The organism is Candidatus Thiosymbion oneisti, assembly GCF_004359955.1.
Taxonomy (GTDB): Bacteria; Pseudomonadota; Gammaproteobacteria; order Chromatiales; family Chromatiaceae; genus Thiosymbion; species Thiosymbion oneisti.
Genome location: NZ_SMSC01000026.1, coordinates 41,379 through 60,792, shown reverse-complemented (window position 1 = coordinate 60,792; position 19,414 = coordinate 41,379). Strand labels below are relative to the sequence as shown.

The following is a 19,414-nucleotide window of genomic DNA, read 5'->3' as shown; positions in this document are numbered from 1 at the left end:
AAGCGGCCTTATAGTTACTTTTATTACACGTTACTTGTTTTCCAAAAGAGAAAAACGTGAGTACTTGCAAAAAATCGCTACTGCAAATAACGAAATCACTTATACCATTCGGCCTGCAATTGCAGAAAAAGTTATCCCATCTGTGGATATGCTTGATGCTCTATTTTCCGCTACCGCGAGAAAATACTCAGTTAATGAATCAGATTTATACAGTATAGCAAGCTTGGTAGATGAATTGATGAAAGAGGTTATGGATAACACATTTTTATCCTTCGAACAAAAGATCGAGTTTTGTCAATTATTGTCCTCGTTGAAAAAAGCCGGTATTAATGAGGCGGATCAACGAATAGAAGTTATTAGAGTAAGTAGCGATAGCAGTACAGACACCAGCGCAATGCTCGGGACTATGACCGCAATAATGGCTTTGGGACTTACGTTATTTCTATATTTAAAGAGTAGCGATCAATTTTTATCAGACGATCTTATACCAAAATACCTTCCACTTTTAGCTATAATAATCGCCGTGCCAATAATGTCAATCCTCCTAAGGGATATGTTGAAGAGGATTAGCCATACCGATACTGAGATTAAAGGTAAAGAGAAAATAGAAACCCCAAGAAATGAAGGTAGAGAACCTAACAGATCAATAGGGCCGACTGTTAACGTGTCGGGTGATTGATGCAATGAATGCGGAATGATGTAGATGTTCACTCATCACTCATCACTCATCATTCATCATTCCGCACTCATCATTCAGGCCCTGAGGTTGAAAATTGAATGAGTACGACCTAGTCATCGTCGGCGGCGGGTTGGTCGGGGGCAGCCTGGCCTGCGCCTTGGCCGAGACCGGCTTGCGGCTGTGTGTGGTAGAGGCCGTGCCGCCGCGGTCGGAGGCCCAACCGAGCTATGACGAGCGGGTCATTGCCCTGTCCTGGGGCAGTCGTCGCATCTTCGAGGACATCGGCCTGTGGGAGACGATCGTGGCGGGGGCGGAGCCGATCCGGCAGGTCCATGTCTCCGACCGGGGTAGGTTCGGCTTTACGCGGCTGGATCATCGCGAGGAAGGGGTGGCAGCCCTGGGCTATGTGGCCCCGGCACGGCGGCTCGGCCAAGCCATCCAGGATGGTCTGGCCGGGGTGGAGATGCTGTGTCCGGCGCGGTTGCTGGGGGTTCGGGTCCAACGGGAGCGGGTCGCTTTGGAGGTGACCGTCGGCACCACTTCGAGGCTCCTTGAGACGCGCTTGCTGGTGGCCGCCGACGGCGGCGATTCCTCCGTTCGCAGGCGTCTTGGACTGGCCGTGCGGGAGCACGGGTATGGCCACGACGCCTTGATTACGACGGTGACGCCCGAACGGCCCCGACCTGGGGTGGCCTTTGAACGCTTCACCGAAACCGGACCCCTGGCCCTGCTGCCTATGACCGAAGGGCGTTACTCCGTGGTTTGGACCGTGCGGGAGGGCGAGGCAGCCGGGCTGCTGAACCTCTCCGACCGCGAATTTCTGGCCGGCCTGCAGGGCCGCTTCGGGTATCGGCTGGGGAAATTTACCCGGCCTGGACGGCGGCTGACCTACCCCCTCAGGTTGATGCTTGCCCGCGAGCCGGTGGGCCGGCGCCTGGTGCTTGTCGGCAACGCGGCCCACACCCTGCACCCGGTGGCCGGCCAGGGCTTCAATCTGGGCCTGCGGGACGTGGCGGCGCTCGCCGAGGTGTTGGTCCAGGCCGCACACGCGGGTGACGACCCCGGAGGCGGTCGGACGCTGGACGCATACCGTCGCCTGCGCGGTTGGGATCAGACGGCGGTAGTCGCGGCTATCGACGCCCTGGCCCGGATATTCGTCAATCCCTGGCTCCCCGTGCGTTGGGCCCGTGGTTTGGGCCTGCTGGGCCTAGGGCTGTCCCCTGGGCTGCGCCATTTGGTCGCGCGGCACTTCATGGGTCTTGCGGGGGGAAGCCAGCCATGGTTCGCGCGTGGCCTGCCGTCGAGGACAGGGCGATCGAATAATACTTGACGCCACCGGATCGCCCTGGTGGACCGGGTAGTGGTAAATTTTTAAGTGCCAGAGTATAGTAATCGACTTGACTCAAATTTAGCCAAAGAGTTTAGGTTATGATTGTCAAAACTAAAGTACATACTTGCCGCAAATGTCACGGCAAGGAACTCACCAAAAATGGCACCAATGCGTGCGGCAACCAGCAATATCATTGTAAAACCTGTGGCGCCTACGGCGTACTTGAGCCCCGAGAACGCTATACGGAAGAGGAGAAGGAACTCATTCTAAGGGCTTATCAAGAACGACCGAGCATGCGTGGGATCGAACGGAGTTATGGGGTTTGTCGCCAAACCTTGAGTACGTGGTTAAAAAAAAGCCGAGCAGCTTCCACCCCTTGAAGCGACATTTATACCTAGTTGATCCGGAACAAATACCGGTGTTGGGGCTGGATGAGTTATGGTCCTTTGTCTTCAGCAAAGCCAACGCCGTCCGGGTCCGGATTGCCGTGAGCAGGACAACTTAAGAAGTCGTTGCCGATGCCGGTGGTGATCACAGTGAAGACGGGTGCTGAATCCTTTGGGATCGATAATGCCAACACCGACCGCCTTCAGGCTCATCTCACACTGGAATCACGCCTCGGAATCACGCCCCCGCTTCAGGCTCATGTCTCGTTGGAAGGGGCTTGCCCTGGATTTTTCGACCCGGTGCCCGTAAGGTACAGTCTTTGATCGCCTTCACGAGCCCGGAGACTGGCCGGGGATCCTCTGAACTCGACACCCTGAATCGCGGAGGGCGAAAGGGGAAAGCCTAGGGGGCGTTCTCAATTGAGCTGAATCCTCATGAAAATCAAGCATATCAGGCCCATGCAGCAGCGGCTACGAGTTTCCAAGACACTCCGCGGCGCGGAGCTTCTGCGTTCCCACGCGGCGCGTGGGAACGAGAGAAACGATCTGATCCTCGCTATCTCGAACCACGGATAGACACGGATCAACACGGATTTGTCTCCATCCGTGTCGATCCGTGTTCATCCGTGGTTCTCTTTCTGGTTGTTATCTGCACTGACCAACGGTTTTCACAGGCTAGATGGCCGCAACATCCCAGCGGTCCGCACAGCGGACCCTACAGTCAATCGAGCGGTTAGCGTAGGGTCCGCTGCACGGACCTTCGGACTGTCAACACCCCCTACTCCACATACTGGAGTATGTGAGCCAAGCGTGTGAGCAAGCAGATACTATTAACTTGCAACATCGGTCGAAACTAGGTACTAGTCTCCTGCTGCTTGCTTCCCCTGCTGCTTTCGATACCCGCGGCCGTCGTGCGGGACGGCCATTTGCCTGATAGAAAACTGGAGTAAAGCGATGTCTACTCTCACATCAGATATGAAAGGGCGTGCTCATGCCCAACGGCGGACCCATCTGTGGCCGGCCTTGTCTTCCGCCCTGTTGGGCCTGGTGATCCTGTACGGGGCGGGGTTCGCACCCCTGGCGGCGCACAACGCCGCCCACGATGCCCGCCACACCGCGGCCTTTCCGTGCCATTGAGACGGGGATAGGCGCCGAGATGTTCAGAAACATCGTTTTCGCTTCCTGTATGGTCGGTGTATTGGTCGGCTTGGTCGTGACCGGATTACAGCTCCTGGTGACGGTACCCATCATCCTGGAAGCCGAGACCTATGAATCGGGTGGTCATACCCATGGGTCCGGCCACACCCATGGCTCCGGTGATACTCACGGATCGGCTGGCCATATCCATGGTCCGGGTGGACATACCCACGGACCAGACGGGCATATGCCAGGACCGGATGGGCATACCCACACCGGGCGGTCCGAGGCGACTGGGTCGATGGCCGATGCCGGCGGTGTCCTCTCACGATTGTATCGGCGTATCCATAGCTTCCAGCATGCGGAGTCGGGTTGGGGACCGGAGGACGGCTGGCAACGCAGCGGCTCGACGCTGGTAGCCAATATTTTGATCGCGATAGCCTTCAGCCTCTTGCTGGTAGCCGCCTTCTCGCTACGTCCGGGCCTGCGATGGCCGGAAGGTCTGCTCTGGGGGCTGGGCGGTTATGCCGCCTTTTTTGCCCTCCCCGCCTTGGGGTTGCCCCCTGAGATTCCGGGCAGCTTCGCCGCGGATCTGGTCTCGCGGCAGGGCTGGTGGTTGCTGACGGCTCTCTGCTCGGCGGTCGGATTGGTCCTTATCGTCTTGCAACGGCCATGGGCCTGGAAGATCGTCGGTGCCGTCCTCGTCGTCGCCCCGCATCTACTCGGTGCCCCCCAACCGGAAATACACGGCGGCACGGCCCCGATGGCCTTGGCGGATGCATTCATCTGGCGTGCGGCATTGGTCAATGCGGCCTTCTGGCTGCTCCTCGGCGGCCTCGGCGCCTGGACATTCCTCAAGCTGGCCGACCGCCAGGAACGGGTGAAGGCGATCGGTTCTACCTCGAATCCGTAGGGTACTGGCATGGGCGATAGGGAAAGAACGGTGGCGGTATTGGTCACGGTTGCTGCCTTTCTCGCGGGCCATCTGCTCGGCAACCAGCGGGGGGATATGGCCGTGCAGGATGCCCGTGAGCAGCTTCCCCAGGTGCATCTCCAGCAAACCCTACATCGCCCACATGACCATGGAAGGCTCGACCTCTCCAGGGATAGCGCGATTCCTCAGGTCGACCTGATCGTCCATAAAGATGGCATGGCGGGCAGGAACCTGGAGATTGTCACAAAACACTTTCGTTTTTCCCCGCAACACGCGAGTTCCGAGCATATTGCCGGCGAAGGCCATGCCCACCTTTATCTCGACGGGAAAAAGATCGCTCGCGTATATGGGCGTTGGTTCCACATCCCGGAACCTACGCCGGGGACCCATTCGATTCGGGTAACCCTCAACTCGAATTCGCACCAAGACTTGGCGGTAGACGGCGAGGTTATTCAAGACATAGAGACGATCACGGTTGCCGACCATTGAGCCGCCATTGGTAGCTAACGAACGACTTGAGGAACAACGACGCGTGATAAAAGAAGTCGTCTTGCTAGTCGCCCACGGCGCCCGGGATCCAGGCAACCAGGGCAACCGAGAGGTAGAAGAGCTCGCCGGTCTCTGGCAAGCACGCCATTCCGGGGTCCCGGTCCGGGTGTGCTGGATCGAGCACGCCCCGGTGTTGCTGCCCCAGGGTTTGGAGCAGGCCGTTGCGGAGTTGGGCGATGGGGGTGGGCGCCTGCTCGTGCTGCCCCTGGTCCTGAATGCCGCCGGTCATGTGAAGCATGACATCCCCCAGGCCATCGCCTCGGCGCGGGCGCGCCATCCCGGCGTTGAGTTCCGCTACGGGTGCCATCTGGGAACCACCGACCAGCTGTTAAAGGCCCTCCGCTATCGTTTACACCAGGCCATGGTGAGGCTGGCCATGCCGGACCCCCGCACCACCGGTGTGGTGGTGCTGGCACGGGGCGCGTCGGATATCGAAGCCACCGGCGAAGTCGCCAAGATGGCCCACTGGATCTACGAGACCACCCACCATGAGCTGGTGCTGCCCGCCTTTACCGACGTCTGCTTCCCGCGACTCGAACAGGTCGTGCAGCGACTTGATCTGCTCGGTGCCAGCCAGATGATCGTGTTGCCCTACTACCTGTTTACCGGACGGCTGATAAAACGCATCGAGCGGCAGGTGGAACGGCTTACAAAGCAGTATCCGAACCGAGTGATCGTGCAGGCGGATTACATCGGTGCCCATGAGCAGCTGCTTGATCTGCTCGACCTGCGTCTGCGACAATGCCGCGAGGGCAGCCTACTTTCTCCCTATGATAACCCCGTCCCGTTGCAGTCCAACTGACCGCTTTTGAATCGCTGAACCGATGCGGCCTGCACCCCAATGCCATTAAGTTAAGCGTTACCGACGCGGTTTGTGATCGATCGTGCGCTGTTTTTTTCGCCCTCACCCCAACCCCTCTCCCGCCGAGGGTGTCGTAAAAGGTGAGGCCCGACGCGGTCATTCTCGTTCCCACGCGCTGCGTGTGAAGGTGGCAGCTCTGCGCCGCGGAGAGCATCAGGCCGGTGGTATACACGGGAATCACACCTGCCGGCTGTCCGGCGTTATCCGGTGCGGCCCGGAAGGCGTCTGCGCTGAGCGTTGCCGCCAACTGGTGATGGGGTCCGTAAGCCGTCTGAAAGACGGCGGTCCCAGCCGGCCCGGGACCGCCGACATGTTGTCGGCTCCCGGGACTACCGATATTTCGTTGGCCCTTCCGGCTATCGGGTAAAACCTGAATGCCGAGTTGCCGGTCCAAATGGTCATCAGTCAGGCTTAGTTTTATCGTTCCCAGGCGCTGCGTGGGAACCAGAGACCGGGAGCGGGGCTGTTGCGACACCCTCCCGCCGGGAGAGGGGCTTTGAGGCTTAATTTAATGGCATTGGTCTGCCCGCCCGACCGCATGCAGGGCCGTCGGTGTTAGGCGCGGGGAAACACCTCGTTGGGCACGACGTCAAACGCGCCGTAATTCAATACGCCGAGATTTGGACCCTTTTTTAATAATGTACAGCTAACCATACCGTCTCCGGGATGGTGCTCGTATTGATTACCTTATGCCTCTTGTACGCCGGTATATTTATGTATTCACCTTCCTTGAGGTTTATTACCGGCCCATTTTCAAACGAGATGTCGGCATTTCCCTTGAGTACAATGACCCATTCATTTTGCTCCTGGTCGTACCATCCGGTATCCGGTGAGGTATGTCCTTTTGATACGATACGTTCGATTTTGATTTTCTTGCTCTGTACAAGAACTTCAAATACTTCATTACTGAGATCTGCGGGGATCTTGGCATAGATGTTTCTTTTTTCCACAGATTTACTACCGGTCGTTAGTTCGTAGGTTGGGTTACAATGCCATTAAGTTAAGCGTTACCGGTCGGCAAAGTAAGAGAAAAGACTACGAATCACGCGAATCCTCACGAATGGATTCGCGCGCTTTGTCGTTTTCTCTTTCGTATTCCGATCCACCACGACAAGCGGCCAACAGCTAACTTAATGGTATCGAGTTAGGCGCGCTGCCCGCTCCCGAAGAACACAAACAGCATTGAACGCCCCGTAACCCAATACGGTGCTCCGAATTCGGACCAATCCTGAATTATTTGGCGCAGTTTGTGGGATCTGACGTGTTGCGTTACGACGCACCAAGGCTCGTTGGTCAGGCCGGTAACCGTGCCGGCGTCTGTCTTAACGCAACCTACACCCATATTCCCCGCCGCGCTGCCTGCCCGCGCGGACCTCGCGTTGCGTGAATGACACCAGACAGATCGCCATCTTCATCCAAGATCCCAATATCTTTGATCTACCGGATTTTGTTCATTTATAAAGTCGACCAATTCAGGGCCGACCTTTCATGTCAATAGTTCTCATTTGCACTCCTGGCCGATGCGCCAACCTGCGCCACAAGACCCACTTGCGGCTCATGAGTTGCTGTTATTGCCTTCGAACTCGGCGATCAGGCGCCGAACCGCGGCGGTGGGTGGCAGGCGTCCCCACATGACTTGGTGTTCGATCTCGGCCCGGATCTGTTCGACTCCCGCATGTTGGAAGAAGCTCGAACGCAGATGTTCCTCGACCATGGAGTAGACCCAGTCCAGGGTTTGGGCACGCCGGCGTTTCTCTAAGACACCCGAGTCCGTGGTCTGTTTGCGAAAGGTATCCACTAGGGCCCAGAGCTCGGGGATGCCTTCACCGGTCAATGAGGAGCAGGCATAGGCCCGGGTTTGCCAGCCGTCGGTAGCCGGCGCCAGGTAGTGGAGGGCGCGGTTGTATTCCAGTTGGGCGGCCTTGGCGCGGGACTTGTTGTCGCCGTCGGCCTTGTTGACCAACAGGGCATCGGCCAGCTCCATGATGCCCTTCTTGATGCCTTGCAACTCGTCGCCTGCGCCCGCGATCATCACCAACAGGAAGAAATCGACCATGGAGCGGACGGTGGTCTCGCTCTGTCCCACGCCCACGGTCTCGACGAGAATTACGTCGAAGCCCGCAGCCTCGCACACCAGGATGGTCTCGCGGCTCTTGCGGGTCACTCCGCCCAGGGTCCCCGAAGATGGGGAGGGGCGAATAAAGGCCTGCTCATGGCGGGAGAGCTGTTCCATGCGGGTCTTGTCGCCGAGGATGCTGCCCCGGGTCACCTTGCTGCTCGGATCCACCGCCAATACCGCTACCCGATGGCCTTGCTCGCACAGGTGGAGGCCCAAGGTCTCGATGAAGGTGCTCTTGCCCGCGCCGGGTACGCCGGTGATGCCGACCCGAATGGAGCGCCCCGCATGGGGAAGCAGCCGGCGCAGTACCTCCTGAGACAGCTCCAGGTGCGCGTGGGCGTTGCTTTCCACTAGGGTAATGGTTTGGCCGAGCACATTGCGATCGCCGGCCAACACTCCATCCACGTACTCGTCTACGCCGAGACGACGGCGGCGCAGAACGCCACCACCGGGTCGGGCCTGGCTTCCCGCCACACCCGGCATGCCGTCATGCCCGCCCGACACGCCGCTCATTACCCTGCCGGCAAACGCCTTGCCGGCATCTTTTGGTGCCCATCCGGGCTTGGTGTTTTTGTTAGACACGGTTTCGTTTAAAGCGCTGGGGTTTTAAATCTACAGATTTTCGCAGATGTTTTCGTCGTTGAATAATCAACCGATGGGCATCTTGTCGGTTTGCTGCGCCCGCCTTGGGTACAAGCGTCCGTTCCTGGTGTCTTGTGTCCAGTCTACAGGTTCTGACCGATTTGCAGGGAAAACTACGGATCGCGCCAATCAGCGCAAATCGATCTGCGAGGATTCGTGTTCAGCGTGGTCTCCTACCTTCTGTAGTAGACTTTACAACTTGGGAGTCGGCCGGGCAGTCGCTCTCACGGCCTTGTCGCGAGGGAGGAAAGTCCGGGCTCCGCAGGGCAGGGTGCCAGGTAACGCCTGGGGGGTGCGAGCCCACGGAAAGTGCCACAGAAAATATACCGCCTAAACCTGCTTACGGCAGGTCGGTAAGGGTGAAATGGTGTGGTAAGAGCGCACCGCGTCGGTGGCAACATCGGCGGCAGGGTAAACCCCATCCGGAGCAAGACCAAATAGGGGAACAGGCGGCCTAGGAGCCTGTCCGACTTGCGCGTTCGTCGCGAGGGACCGCGGGGCCGAGGCAGATTTTTCGCGCGATTGAGGCGAATAGTGGACCTATTTAACGAAAGCGCGCGGAAAATCTGACCGGCATCCGCGGTTCCGCAGTAGGACAGTCGTAAGTTGGACAGGCTCCTAAAGCCGCGACGTGCGGCCCGCACGGGTTCCCGGGTAGGTCGCTTGAGGTGCACGGCGACGTGCATCCCAGATGAATGGCTGTCCACGACAGAACCCGGCTTACAGGCCGGCTCCCACTTTTCCTCTCGGGATGACGGTCAGCGTCCTCGGGGACTGCATGCGGAACAAACGAAGCCTTCGGGCATCACGATCGCTCGGGGTGCCGAACGCAGAGGTTTTCGTCGGGGAATGCCGTGACGAGCTTGCAGTAGGTCCGCCGGTAATTCAGACCAGCAACCAGGCTTCGGGGTTCCGACCTCGGAGCCCTCAGCCATCTGCACCCCTCCGGCTTGGGTGTGAGCGGCACTGACCGTCATCCCATTTCCATCGTTCCCCACATCGTCGCGTCGCTGTGCCGATATCCGTAACTATTCAGGTGTTCAATTCTAAAAAAAACGGATAGTTACGGTTTTTCAGATGTGATAACAACTGGAAAATACAGCATTTGCATGCATTTCCAGGCAATGAAAACACAACATCTTGCGATTTTCAGCTATCAGTGCACAATATCTTGTAATTGAATCCTTGCTTCTATAAAGTTTTTGACGAACAAGAAAAAAGCAATTCATACCTTGACGGGGGGAGTATGCTTGCCTACTATCGGTGGAATGTGGGAGAAAGTGGGGTAAAGGGGAGTATCTGCTCGAAGGGGGTGGGTGTTGTTCCGGGGGGTTTCCTTCCTCAATCTGGACGCCAAAGGCAGGCTCGCGATACCGGCGCGGTATCGCGAGCGTTTGCAATCCTGTTGTGACTCCCGCTTGGTCATAACGGTCGACCGCGACCACTGTCTGCTGATCTATCCGGAGCCTACCTGGATCGAGATCGAACGTAAGCTCGATCAGCTCCCTTCGTTCAACGAGCAGGCGCGGATGCTGCAGCGACTCTACATCGGTCACGCCCAGGAAGTCGATATGGATGGCCAGGGGCGCGTGTTGTTGCCGCCGGCATTGCGCAGCTTTGCTGCTTTGGACAAACGTGTCGCCCTGGTGGGTCAGGGCAAGAAATTCGAGCTCTGGGACGAGGAGACCTGGAACGGTAACTGTAACGACTGGTTGAACCAGGCCGATCTAGCGCAGGTGGAGTCGAGTCCCGATATCGCATCCCTGAGCATCTAGCTGCCAGTCGCCAGCTACCAGCGGAATTGTTTTTTTGCCGCAAATGAACGCGAATGAACGCAAATCGATACGTGACAAATGAAAGAAGTCTATTATAGAAATGTATGAAGAAAAATTGGGATTATTCGACCTGAAAGAAAATATTATAAATGAGGCAGATACCAAAAGCGGTCCGGCAGGAAAAATATTTACTGCATTTTTTATTGAGGTGGTGCAAATATGCTTTGGACTGATTGGGTTGGTCCTTTTAATAAACAGAATTATTATAGCCTGAGAGGCGCGATCATCATGAACAGCAAGATGAATATGATCTATTGGAAATCGGAAAAGTTTTGGCTTGGGAAACTACTTGAGCATCCGGAGATCATGACTCAAGGAGAAAGTTTAGAAGAGCTGGAAGCAAACATTAAGGAAGCGTACCTGTTAATGGCTATGGACAATGTACCGGAACAGTACGAAACAAAAGAAATCGTTGTATGAAAAGAAAGGAGTTTGTCAGGTCTCTGGAGCGCCAAGGCTGCTTCTTACTGCGTCATGGATCATTTATATGAATCCGAAGAATGGTAGCAAGCAACCAGTTCCACGGCATTCTGAGATTGATGATCAGCTTGCAAAGCACATTCGGAGATATCTTGGTCTGTAAACGCCTAATCACTTCGACGAATTTACTTCGAACCTCGGAATGCCAGGTCAGGCGTTCCCTACCGGGAATCGAGAGAGAAGGTGGTACCAGGCATAAACCAGGAATCACGAGGATCTGTGCGAATGGGAGTTTTGGCTCGTTCCCACGCTCCAGCGGACATAAGCTTCATGACGCTGGAGCGTCAGGATTTGCTCCGATTCGAGCTGTGGGACGAGGAGACCTGGAACGGTAACTGTAACGACTAGTTGAACCAGGCCGATCTATCGCAAGTGGAGTCCATTTCCGATATCGTGTCCCTGAGCATCTAGCTGCCAGTTACCAGCTATCCGCTATTAGCTTGAATAGATGAGCAACCGAGCATCATTTGCGGACTTTTTTAAACTTGCTCCCGGCTTAATTGCATTGGATAGGGAGCTTGATGCTGAGGGTTGCCCCGTTTCATATAGGAAATACTTGGCTGTTGAGTGGCTCATCCGAACAGACTGCCGCGATAACACAATTAAGCAGCTGAAAACTGCAATTTCTGATATGGACTTAGATGTTCAGTCAGCATGCAGCACTTGGTACAACAACGTTTACGGTCATACCGTCTATGAGCCACCTGCGTCACGTTTTATAGCTCTGTCCACCCCTGTGCCAATAACGGTTACCTGGAGCCCTTTCGATTCAGAAGTTACAATGCCAGATATAACACTAATTCAATATGAGCTACAGGAATCACTATTCAAGCTTTTAAATCCCGAAGGTTTTCTGCTTGTAGGCATCCAAAAATTACAAGAATTGCCAATGGCTAGATGGGTATGGCTGGCAATGGCAGACTACGACATTTCAGTAACATCATTCGCGCTTACACGTCCTGCGTATCATTTATCGCTGTGGCATTCGTTTCAGGCACTTGAAAAGTTATTGAAGGCTGTTCTTATTGTCTTCGGTGAGACCGAACTATCCTTGCAGAAGTATAGTCACAACATACATAAGCTCATATCAGCTCTAAATAAGCATGGATTTTCATTGACAAATCGGGGCACTCAAATAGCACATGAAATTTCAAATTTAGTGGGTGGTCCTTCGGTTAGATACCTTGATGATTCGCTCAATCGAAGTGAAAGGCTTATTCTGGCTGACCGCTCAGTCCGAGTGCATCACTTGCTGTTAGAGCTTTTTGCATTAGACGCTGAACGAATCGGAACTATGTTATCTACTGGTTCTGTTGATTCAGTCTTCGGGATCAACTCTCAGGATTCAGATCTGGATCTGCGGCGAAAAGTCCACATCGAACACAAGAAGATGTGTAGTCGGTAGTGTTCTAACTTTGTTTCTCAGGGTTCAAATAGCGATGTTAATCAATATCTTATGTGCTCTGAAACAACAGAGTTATAACACTACCGTGTAGTCACTCCGCTTACTCTAGACCACCGTATGCGTTGCCGTTGCGGAAAGACATCACTCACCCTGTACAAAATATCAATGCTAAAAATTCAAGCTAACAAGGCCGTAAACTCGGACGCATTTTTCGTTCGCTACGCTCACTACAAATGCGCCGGTTACGGCTGGCGGTAGCCGGCGACCGGAAGCTGACAACTGACAACTGATCTGTGACAGGTATCCATACCCCGGTATTACTGGAGGAGAGCTTGGAGGCCTTGGCGATCGACCCCGATGGGATCTATCTGGACGGCACCTTCGGCCGCGGAGGGCACGCGTGCGCCCTGTTGGCCAGGCTTGGTGCCGGGGGAAGCCTGTTGGGGCTGGATCGGGATCCGCAGGCAGTTGCCGCAGGTAGTACCCTGGCCCGGCGCGACCCGAGGTTTGCCATAGAGCACATGCCCATCTCGCGGATGGAAGAAGTGGCACGGCGGCGCGGTCTCTTCGGTCGGGTAAGCGGACTGCTGCTGGATCTGGGGGTCTCCTCGCCGCAACTCGAGGCACCGGACCGGGGTTTCAGCTTTTCCCTGGACGGACCCCTGGATATGCGCATGGACACCAGCAATGGACAGACCGCGGCCCAGTGGTTGGCGCAGGCCAAGGGGGAGGAGATCGCGCGTGTCCTGTGGGATTACGGCGAGGAGCGCCGCGCCGGGCGTATCGCCCGTGCCATCGTACGGGCCCGGGGCGAGCGGCCGCTCGTCACTACCTGTGCCCTGGGACAAATCGTCGCTGCCGCCAGTCCGAATCGGGAGCCGGGTAAACATCCGGCTACCCGGACCTTTCAGGCCATCCGGATCCATATCAATCGCGAGCTCGATGAGCTTCGCGTCTGCCTAGCCAATGTCTGCGATCTGTTGACCGCCGGGGGTCGGTTGGTGGTCATCAGCTTTCATTCCTTGGAGGACCGCATCGTCAAGCGTGTCATCCGCAATGAGGCACGCGGGGATCGATTTCCCCGCGGCCTTCCTGTGACGGCGCAGGAGACGAACGCCCGTTTGCGGTCGGTCGGCAAGCCGGTGCGGCCCTCCAGCCCGGAGGTTGCCGCGAATCCCCGCGCGCGCAGTGCCCTGATGCGGGTAGCGGAACGGCTGGCATGACCCGTTACGAGCTTTGGTTTCTGTTGCTGCTCATCGCGGGTACCGTCGGTACCGGAATCGGGATCGTGTACACCAAGTATTTGAGCCGGGTAGCGTTCGTGGAGCTCCAGGCCCTGCGCGCCGAGCGCCAGGAGTTGGAGGTACGCTGGGGGCAGCTGCGACTCGAGGAGGCCGCGCTGACCACCCATCCCCGCATCGAGACCAGGGCGCGCAAGCTGCTCGGCATGTATCTACCCCGAAGTGAGGACGTGCGTGTGATCAGAGGTAGCAATGACCGCTAGACCAAAGCGACGCAAGCGCGCCGAGCGTATCGAACGCTGGGGCAAAAGACCGAGCTTCATGCTGCGGCGCCGGGTCTTGGTCGGGGCCCTGGGGATGCTGTTTCTGGCCGTGATCGCGAGCGCCTTCGAGCGCCAGGTCATGGAGAAGGATTTTCTCCGCAACGAGGGCGAGCGCCGCCATCTTCGGGTGTGCGAAATCCCCGCCCGAAGGGGGATGATCTTGGACCGCAACGCGGAGCCGCTCGCCGTCAGTACCCCGGTAGCTACTGTCTGGGGCGATCCCCGCCAATTGGTGGAACAGCCCCGGACGGTGCGTGCTTTGGCCGGGGCCTTGAAGCTAGATGGGACTGAGTTGATGGCGCGGCTGACGGCCAAGCGTGAACGCGCTTTCCTCTATCTCAAACGGAGGATCGGGCCCAAGGAGACCCTTGCCGTGAGGCAGGTTTTAGAGGAGCACCAGCTGCGGGGGGTGGGCCTGGAATCCGAATACCGACGCTTCTATCCCAGTGGCGAGATCTTCGGCCATGTCATCGGCTTCACCGATGTGGACGACCGTGGTATCGAGGGTATGGAGCTCGCTTACGATTCCTGGCTGCGGGCGGAGCCCGGTAAGCGGCGGGTCATCCGGGACGGTCGGCGGCGCGTGGTAGCCGAGATCGAGCGCATCAAGCCACCGCGTCACGGTAGACAGCTGACCCTGAGCATCGATCGGCGCCTACAGTTCCTCGCCTACCGGGAGCTGGTGCGGGCGGTAGACAAGCATCGGGCGGTAGCTGCCTCCGCGGTGGTGCTGGACGTGGAGACCGGCGAGGTGCTGGCGCTGGTGAACCAGCCGGCCTACAACCCCAACGCCAAGCTGAGCGGTAGGGAAAGTGCCCGTCGCAATCGCGCCCTCACCGATGTCATGGAGCCCGGCTCCACGGTCAAGCCCCTGGTGGTGGCCGCGGCCTTGGAGGCGGGTCTGGTGGGTCCGCACACGCCCATCGACACCAATCCGGGCACCCTGCGTGTCGGGCCCGATATGGTCAGGGATATCCGCAACTACGGCCGGTTGGATACTACGGGCGTCATCACCAAATCGAGCAACGTGGGTGTGGTCAAGCTGGCCTTGCGGATGCGCAAAGCCGTGCTGTGGCGGCTTTACGACCGGCTCGGCTTCGGTCGTGCGACCGGGGTCAAGTTTCCGGGCGAGACCCCGGGGCAGCTGCGTCACTTCCGGGATTGGCGACCGTTCGAACATGCCACCCTGGCCTTCGGCTACGGCCTGTCGGTGACCACCTTGCAGCTAGCCCAGGCCTACGGGGTGTTGGCGGCGGACGGTATCAAGCGTCCGCTCAGTCTCCTCAAGCTTCCTGAGCCCCCCGCCGCGGAACGGATTCTCTCTGCCACCACGGCGCGCCGGGTGCGGACCATGCTGGAGACGGTTGTTTCCGCTAAGGGTACGGCCAGGCTGGCCGCCATCGAGGGCTACCGGGTCGCCGGCAAGACGGGTACGGCCAAGAAGGCGGTCCGGGGCGGCTACTCCGCCAGGCGCTATCAATCGGTCTTCGCCGGTATGGCCCCCGCCTCCCGGCCCCGTTTCGTCATGGTGGTCATGATTGACGAGCCGCGCGGCAGACACTACTACGGCGGCAAGGTCGCCGCTCCCGTGTTCGCCAAGGTTATGGAGGGGGCCCTGCGTCTGTTCAATGTGCCGCCTGACAATCCGGATGCGACCCTGCTGTTGGCGGGGGTGGGTGACCGGCGGTGATGTGGAGGCTTTCCGAAGCCGCCGCCCGCATTGGGGGCCGTGTCGCAGGCGCTGATGTCCGTTTCGATGCCGTCGGCAATGATAGCCGCGGGGATTGCACCCGGCAGCTCTTCGTGGCCCTGCGCGGAGCGCGTTTCGATGCCCATGGGTTCGTCGCCCAGGCGGGACAAAGGGGTGCCGCGGCGGCCCTGGTGGATCACCAGGTAGATGCGGATATTCCGCAACTAGTAGTCGACGATACCCGCTTAGGTCTGGGAAGACTGGCCGCGGCTTGGCGGGAGCGTATCACCGGAGAGGTGATCGCGGTTACCGGGAGCAACGGCAAGACCACCTGCAAGGAAATGATCGCCGCCGTCCTGGGGCAGGTCGGCTCGGTGCACGCCACCGGCGGCAATCTGAACAACGACATCGGCCTGCCCCTGACCCTGCTCGCTGCCCGCGACCAGGACTTTCTGGTCCTGGAGCTGGGTGCCAACCACCCCGGCGAGATCGCTTATCTCACTGCTGTCGGACGCCCGGATATCGCCGTCATCACCAATGCGGGGCATGCCCACCTGGAGGGCTTCGGCAGCCTCGAGGGCGTCGCCCGGGCCAAGGGTGAGATCGCCCAGGGGTTACCGGCGGACGGCACCTTCGTGGTGCCCTCGGATGTGCCTTGGATTGGCCTGTGGCGCGATCTGGCCGCCGGTCGCCGGGTGCTGACCTGCGGTCCCGATGCCACGGCCGATGTGCGCGCCGAGGTCGATGAGATACGAGGCGTCTGGGACGAGAATGGCTTCCGCACCGATTTTGCGGTCCGGGTCGGCGGCAGGGAGCTGGAGCTGGCGCTGGGTCTGGCGGGCACGCACAACATTCGAAATGCCCTGGTAGCGGTGGCCGTTGCCAGGGTCTTGGAGGTAGGGCCCGATGCGATCCGGGCCGGGCTTGCGGGCTTGCAGCCGGTGCCCGGGCGTTTGTGTCCCCGCCAGTGCCCCGGTGGGCTGCGTCTGATCGACGACAGCTACAACGCCAACCCGGACTCGGTCCGGGCGGCCATCGAGGTGCTCGTGGGGTTACCCGGTCGCCACTGGCTGGTGCTGGGCGACCTGGCAGAGCTGGGATCGGACGCCGAGGCGCTGCACTCGGGCCTGGGGGAAGCCGCCCGGACGGCCGGCGTCGAAGTTCTCTACACGGTGGGAATACTCAGTGCGGCGGCGGCGGAGGCCTTCGGCACGGGCGGCAGGCACTTTCCCGATCAGGCATCCCTGATCTCCGCGCTACGTAGGCACTTGGGTCCCCGTGACCTGGTATTGGTGAAAGGATCTCGGGCCGCAGCCATGGAGCAAGTAGCGGACGCCATTTGCGGTATGGGAGGGGCTTGAGATGCTCCTCTATCTGACCGCTTGGCTCGGGCAGTTCGAGAGTGCCTTCTCCGTCTTTCGCTACCTGACCCTACGTGGGATCATGGCGGTGCTCACCGCCCTGATCATCTCTTTCCTGGTCGGACCGGCCATGATCCGGCGTCTGACCCGGTACAAGATCGGTCAGACCGTCAGGGACGACGGACCCCAAAGCCACCTGTCCAAGGCCGGTACCCCCACCATGGGCGGGGCCCTGATCCTGGTGGCCGTCGGGATTGCCACCCTGTTGTGGGCAGACCTCGCCAACGGCTATGTCTGGGTCGTACTCTTGGTCACCCTGGCGTGCGGGACCATCGGGCTGGTGGATGACTATCGAAAGCTAGTGCTCAAGGACTCCAAGGGCCTGGCCTCCCGTTATAAGTTCCTCGGGCAGTCCTTGGTGGGCCTGGCCGCTGCCGGATACCTCTATGCCGTTGCCACGACCCCTGCCGAGACGGCCCTGCTGGTGCCCTATCTGAAGGAGGTCTCCTTCCAGCTCGGGCCCTGGTTCATACTCCTGGCCTATCTGGTCATCGTCGGCTCCAGCAACGCCGTGAATCTTACGGATGGGCTGGACGGGCTTGCGGTACTGCCCGCGGTGCTGGTCTGCGGTGCCCTGGCCGTGTTTGTCTATGCCTCCGGTCATGTGGATTTCGCGACCTATCTCAAGATCCCGTATGTGCCGGGTGTCGGCGAGGTGATGGTCTTCTGCGGCGCCTTGGTGGGCGCCGGGCTCGGCTTCCTCTGGTTCAACACCTATCCGGCGCAGGTCTTCATGGGAGACGTGGGTGCCCTGGCCCTGGGTGCGGCCCTCGGCACAGTCGCGGTGATCGCCCGCCAGGAGGTGGTGTTGCTGATTATGGGCGGGGTCTTCGTCATGGAGACCCTGTCGGTGATGATGCAGGTGGTCTCCTTCAAGCTGACGGGCAAACGGATCTTTCGCATGGCGCCCCTGCATCATCATTTCGAGCTTAAGGGTTGGCCGGAGTCGAGGGTGATCGTGCGGTTCTGGATCCTGACCGTGATTTTGGTGCTGATCGGCCTGGCGAGTTTGAAGATCCGGTAAGCGTTGGAATCACATCATTCGTTTTTATCCGCAAATGAACGCAAATAAACGCAAATCGGATTTTATGCTTCGTCATTCCGGCTAGGACGCCGGAATCCGGATGCCAGGGATGGCAAGCCTGAGGGAACCTGAAACACTCGCTGTAGACATCAGACCTACCGGTTCATGCCGATGCGGTTCGTTGCATTCACCACACCCTACACGACTCATACCATGAACAAGCAAAAAGTTATCGAAATATTCGAGTCTGAAGCCAAGCTGGCTGAAGTTCTCGGTGTGGATATAACCCAGGTAATAAGTCTACCCGAACAACTTCAGACAAAGCATGTGGATGAAATAATAGGAGCAGCAGTCAGGAATCGTATTGAAGAACATAAAATGGATAAGTTGATAGACCTACTCAGAACTTACTACCCACTACCTACACGGAATTGAAACTCTAAAGCGTATCCGAACAATCTTAAGACGTGATTCCGTTCGAGGTATGAATCGATTATCAAACCTTGAGAAGAGGCGCTTATGTCCTACCAAAACATCGATGCATCGCTCTCGCCCGCCGAGGTGAAGGCTATCAAAGACGCCTTCGGGATCGTGCTCAAAAAACTCCCGTTTCTGGTCAATATGACGCCCCATGAGCGCAAGATCGTCTTCAAGACCGGGCCCGACAGCGTATCTTTCGTCCAAAATGCCTTGGATGCCGCCCAGGACCATCCGAGTATCCTCCCCGGCAGCTTCAGCACCAAGGGATTCGAGAAGGATGTGGATCTCTTCACCACCCTCACCGAGCTGGGCACGCTGGCCGAGTCGGTCGCTTCCCAGATCGACGACACGCGCCTGGCGGTGGGCAGCGAGGCTATGCGGGAAGCGACCGAGGTTTACAACTATGTCAAGGCCGCCGCCAAGACCACGCCGGGGCTGAAGCCAATAGCCGAGCAGTTGGGCGAACGCTTCAAGGGAGCGAGCAAAAAGAAGCAGCCCGATCACCCGGAGGCATGAGGAATGGAAGTGGCGATCGAGGCTCGAAACCTCAACGTCGAGGATCAGAACCTCGACGCCAAGGATCAGAACCTCAACGCCAAGGATCAGAACCTCGATGCCGAGGATCAGAACCTCGACGCCGAGGATCAGAAGCTCGACGCCAAGGATCAGAAGCTCGGTGCCGAGGATCAGAACCTCAACGTCCAGGTTCGGAAGCTCAATGTCGAGGATCAGAACCTCAACGCCGAGGTTCAGAACCTCAACGCCGAGGATCAGAGGCTCAGTACCGAGGATCAGAAGCTCGCAAACTTGTCCCGACGGAGGAGGGATCTTGACGCCCAGCGTCGCTAAGCAACCAGGTAGACCACAGCCAATGCCT

At 58.1% G+C, this 19,414-nt stretch carries 23 protein-coding genes and 1 other RNA gene; 21 read left to right on the top strand and 3 right to left on the bottom strand.

Features of this window, described 5'->3' with window-relative positions:
* From E1958_RS20420 to E1958_RS15320, 7 genes are all read left to right on the top strand, one after another.
* A partial coding sequence (locus tag E1958_RS20420; protein WP_166664673.1) for a hypothetical protein occupies positions 1-679 on the top strand: 679 nt, incomplete at its 5' end.
* Between the two features lie 94 nt (positions 680-773).
* Positions 774-2,009, top strand: a complete 1,236-nt coding sequence (gene ubiH / locus E1958_RS15345; protein WP_133512644.1) for a 2-octaprenyl-6-methoxyphenyl hydroxylase — start codon at positions 774-776, stop codon at positions 2,007-2,009.
* 98 nt (positions 2,010-2,107) lie between these two features.
* Entirely contained in the window at positions 2,108-2,389 is a 282-nt protein-coding gene (locus tag E1958_RS15340) for an IS1/IS1595 family N-terminal zinc-binding domain-containing protein (RefSeq protein ID WP_133512643.1), read from the top strand.
* A 960-nt stretch (positions 2,390-3,349) separates the two neighbouring features.
* The gene (locus E1958_RS15335) at positions 3,350-3,532 is read left to right on the top strand and encodes a CbtB domain-containing protein (RefSeq protein WP_133512642.1); all 183 of its coding nucleotides are present in this window, start codon (positions 3,350-3,352) and stop codon (positions 3,530-3,532) included.
* 19 nt (positions 3,533-3,551) lie between these two features.
* Positions 3,552-4,445 (top strand): CbtA family protein, encoded by an 894-nt coding sequence (locus E1958_RS15330; RefSeq protein ID WP_165742340.1) that lies wholly within the window; start codon positions 3,552-3,554, stop codon positions 4,443-4,445.
* A 9-nt stretch (positions 4,446-4,454) separates the two neighbouring features.
* Positions 4,455-4,955, top strand: a complete 501-nt coding sequence (locus E1958_RS15325) for a hypothetical protein (protein ID WP_133512640.1) — start codon at positions 4,455-4,457, stop codon at positions 4,953-4,955.
* Positions 4,956-4,998: 43 nt separating this feature from the next.
* On the top strand, positions 4,999-5,817 hold the full coding sequence (locus E1958_RS15320; RefSeq protein WP_133512639.1) for a sirohydrochlorin chelatase: 819 nt from the start codon (positions 4,999-5,001) through the stop codon (positions 5,815-5,817).
* A gap of 237 nt (positions 5,818-6,054) precedes the next feature.
* Here the strand turns inward: E1958_RS15320 and E1958_RS21690 are convergent, their stop codons facing one another.
* From E1958_RS21690 to meaB, 3 genes are all read right to left on the bottom strand, one after another.
* The gene (locus tag E1958_RS21690) at positions 6,055-6,189 is read right to left on the bottom strand and encodes a hypothetical protein (protein ID WP_279512437.1); all 135 of its coding nucleotides are present in this window, start codon (positions 6,187-6,189) and stop codon (positions 6,055-6,057) included.
* 320 nt (positions 6,190-6,509) lie between these two features.
* Complete coding sequence (locus E1958_RS15315; RefSeq protein ID WP_133512638.1) at positions 6,510-6,827, bottom strand: cupin domain-containing protein; 318 nt, start codon at positions 6,825-6,827, stop codon at positions 6,510-6,512.
* A gap of 605 nt (positions 6,828-7,432) precedes the next feature.
* Complete coding sequence (meaB, locus tag E1958_RS15310; RefSeq protein WP_207787588.1) at positions 7,433-8,578, bottom strand: methylmalonyl Co-A mutase-associated GTPase MeaB; 1,146 nt, start codon at positions 8,576-8,578, stop codon at positions 7,433-7,435.
* A gap of 262 nt (positions 8,579-8,840) precedes the next feature.
* On the opposite strand from meaB, the gene rnpB reads away from it, so the two are divergent.
* The 14 genes from rnpB (at position 8,841) to E1958_RS15245 (ending at position 19,386) form a co-directional block, all read left to right on the top strand.
* An RNA gene (gene rnpB / locus E1958_RS15305) (RNase P RNA component class A) lies at positions 8,841-9,377 on the top strand.
* 580 nt (positions 9,378-9,957) lie between these two features.
* A complete protein-coding gene (mraZ, locus tag E1958_RS15300; RefSeq protein ID WP_133512637.1) occupies positions 9,958-10,413 on the top strand; it encodes a division/cell wall cluster transcriptional repressor MraZ in 456 nt (151 codons plus the stop codon).
* Positions 10,414-10,513: 100 nt separating this feature from the next.
* Positions 10,514-10,687, top strand: coding sequence for a hypothetical protein (locus E1958_RS20415; RefSeq protein WP_165741593.1), 174 nt, complete (start codon positions 10,514-10,516; stop codon positions 10,685-10,687).
* 14 nt (positions 10,688-10,701) lie between these two features.
* On the top strand, positions 10,702-10,893 hold the full coding sequence (locus E1958_RS15295; protein ID WP_133512636.1) for a type II toxin-antitoxin system HicB family antitoxin: 192 nt from the start codon (positions 10,702-10,704) through the stop codon (positions 10,891-10,893).
* A 285-nt stretch (positions 10,894-11,178) separates the two neighbouring features.
* Positions 11,179-11,301 (top strand): hypothetical protein, encoded by a 123-nt coding sequence (locus E1958_RS21685; protein ID WP_279381367.1) that lies wholly within the window; start codon positions 11,179-11,181, stop codon positions 11,299-11,301.
* Between the two features lie 100 nt (positions 11,302-11,401).
* Entirely contained in the window at positions 11,402-12,358 is a 957-nt protein-coding gene (locus tag E1958_RS15285; protein WP_133512635.1) for a HEPN domain-containing protein, read from the top strand.
* Between the two features lie 293 nt (positions 12,359-12,651).
* Positions 12,652-13,581, top strand: a complete 930-nt coding sequence (gene rsmH / locus E1958_RS15280; RefSeq protein WP_243725286.1) for a 16S rRNA (cytosine(1402)-N(4))-methyltransferase RsmH — start codon at positions 12,652-12,654, stop codon at positions 13,579-13,581.
* A complete protein-coding gene (ftsL, locus tag E1958_RS15275; protein WP_133512634.1) occupies positions 13,578-13,862 on the top strand; it encodes a cell division protein FtsL in 285 nt (94 codons plus the stop codon). The genes rsmH and ftsL overlap by 4 nt, the downstream gene beginning before the upstream one ends.
* Entirely contained in the window at positions 13,852-15,612 is a 1,761-nt protein-coding gene (locus tag E1958_RS15270; protein ID WP_133512633.1) for a peptidoglycan D,D-transpeptidase FtsI family protein, read from the top strand. Before ftsL ends, E1958_RS15270 begins: the two co-directional genes overlap by 11 nt.
* Positions 15,612-16,973 carry a UDP-N-acetylmuramoyl-tripeptide--D-alanyl-D-alanine ligase gene (locus tag E1958_RS15265; protein ID WP_133512632.1) on the top strand — a complete coding sequence of 454 codons (1,362 nt, stop codon included), beginning with the start codon at positions 15,612-15,614 and terminating at the stop codon, positions 16,971-16,973. The genes E1958_RS15270 and E1958_RS15265 overlap by 1 nt, the downstream gene beginning before the upstream one ends.
* A 1-nt stretch (position 16,974) precedes the next feature.
* Positions 16,975-18,057: a phospho-N-acetylmuramoyl-pentapeptide-transferase gene (mraY, locus tag E1958_RS15260; protein WP_133512631.1), complete on the top strand. Its 1,083-nt coding sequence runs from the start codon at positions 16,975-16,977 to the stop codon at positions 18,055-18,057.
* A gap of 213 nt (positions 18,058-18,270) precedes the next feature.
* Positions 18,271-18,492, top strand: a complete 222-nt coding sequence (locus E1958_RS15255) for a hypothetical protein (protein ID WP_133512630.1) — start codon at positions 18,271-18,273, stop codon at positions 18,490-18,492.
* A gap of 84 nt (positions 18,493-18,576) precedes the next feature.
* Positions 18,577-19,053, top strand: coding sequence for a hypothetical protein (locus E1958_RS15250; RefSeq protein WP_133512629.1), 477 nt, complete (start codon positions 18,577-18,579; stop codon positions 19,051-19,053).
* A gap of 3 nt (positions 19,054-19,056) precedes the next feature.
* Positions 19,057-19,386, top strand: coding sequence for a hypothetical protein (locus tag E1958_RS15245; protein ID WP_133512628.1), 330 nt, complete (start codon positions 19,057-19,059; stop codon positions 19,384-19,386).
* Positions 19,387-19,414: the final 28 nt, after the last annotated feature.

Coding starts and splice junctions, on each gene's coding strand:
- E1958_RS15250 (WP_133512629.1), top strand. CDS start 18,577: ATGTCCTACCAAAACATCGATGCATCGCTCTCGCCCGCCGAGGTGAAG.
- mraY (WP_133512631.1), top strand. CDS start 16,975: ATGCTCCTCTATCTGACCGCTTGGCTCGGGCAGTTCGAGAGTGCCTTC.
- E1958_RS15295 (WP_133512636.1), top strand. CDS start 10,702: ATGAACAGCAAGATGAATATGATCTATTGGAAATCGGAAAAGTTTTGG.
- E1958_RS20415 (WP_165741593.1), top strand. CDS start 10,514: ATGTATGAAGAAAAATTGGGATTATTCGACCTGAAAGAAAATATTATA.
- ftsL (WP_133512634.1), top strand. CDS start 13,578: ATGACCCGTTACGAGCTTTGGTTTCTGTTGCTGCTCATCGCGGGTACC.
- E1958_RS15340 (WP_133512643.1), top strand. CDS start 2,108: ATGATTGTCAAAACTAAAGTACATACTTGCCGCAAATGTCACGGCAAG.
- E1958_RS15255 (WP_133512630.1), top strand. CDS start 18,271: ATGAACAAGCAAAAAGTTATCGAAATATTCGAGTCTGAAGCCAAGCTG.
- E1958_RS21690 (WP_279512437.1), bottom strand. CDS start 6,189: ATGTCGGCGGTCCCGGGCCGGCTGGGACCGCCGTCTTTCAGACGGCTT.
- E1958_RS15335 (WP_133512642.1), top strand. CDS start 3,350: ATGTCTACTCTCACATCAGATATGAAAGGGCGTGCTCATGCCCAACGG.
- E1958_RS15330 (WP_165742340.1), top strand. CDS start 3,552: ATGTTCAGAAACATCGTTTTCGCTTCCTGTATGGTCGGTGTATTGGTC.
- E1958_RS15270 (WP_133512633.1), top strand. CDS start 13,852: ATGACCGCTAGACCAAAGCGACGCAAGCGCGCCGAGCGTATCGAACGC.
- E1958_RS15265 (WP_133512632.1), top strand. CDS start 15,612: ATGTGGAGGCTTTCCGAAGCCGCCGCCCGCATTGGGGGCCGTGTCGCA.
- E1958_RS21685 (WP_279381367.1), top strand. CDS start 11,179: ATGGGAGTTTTGGCTCGTTCCCACGCTCCAGCGGACATAAGCTTCATG.
- E1958_RS15245 (WP_133512628.1), top strand. CDS start 19,057: ATGGAAGTGGCGATCGAGGCTCGAAACCTCAACGTCGAGGATCAGAAC.
- E1958_RS15285 (WP_133512635.1), top strand. CDS start 11,402: ATGAGCAACCGAGCATCATTTGCGGACTTTTTTAAACTTGCTCCCGGC.
- E1958_RS15325 (WP_133512640.1), top strand. CDS start 4,455: ATGGGCGATAGGGAAAGAACGGTGGCGGTATTGGTCACGGTTGCTGCC.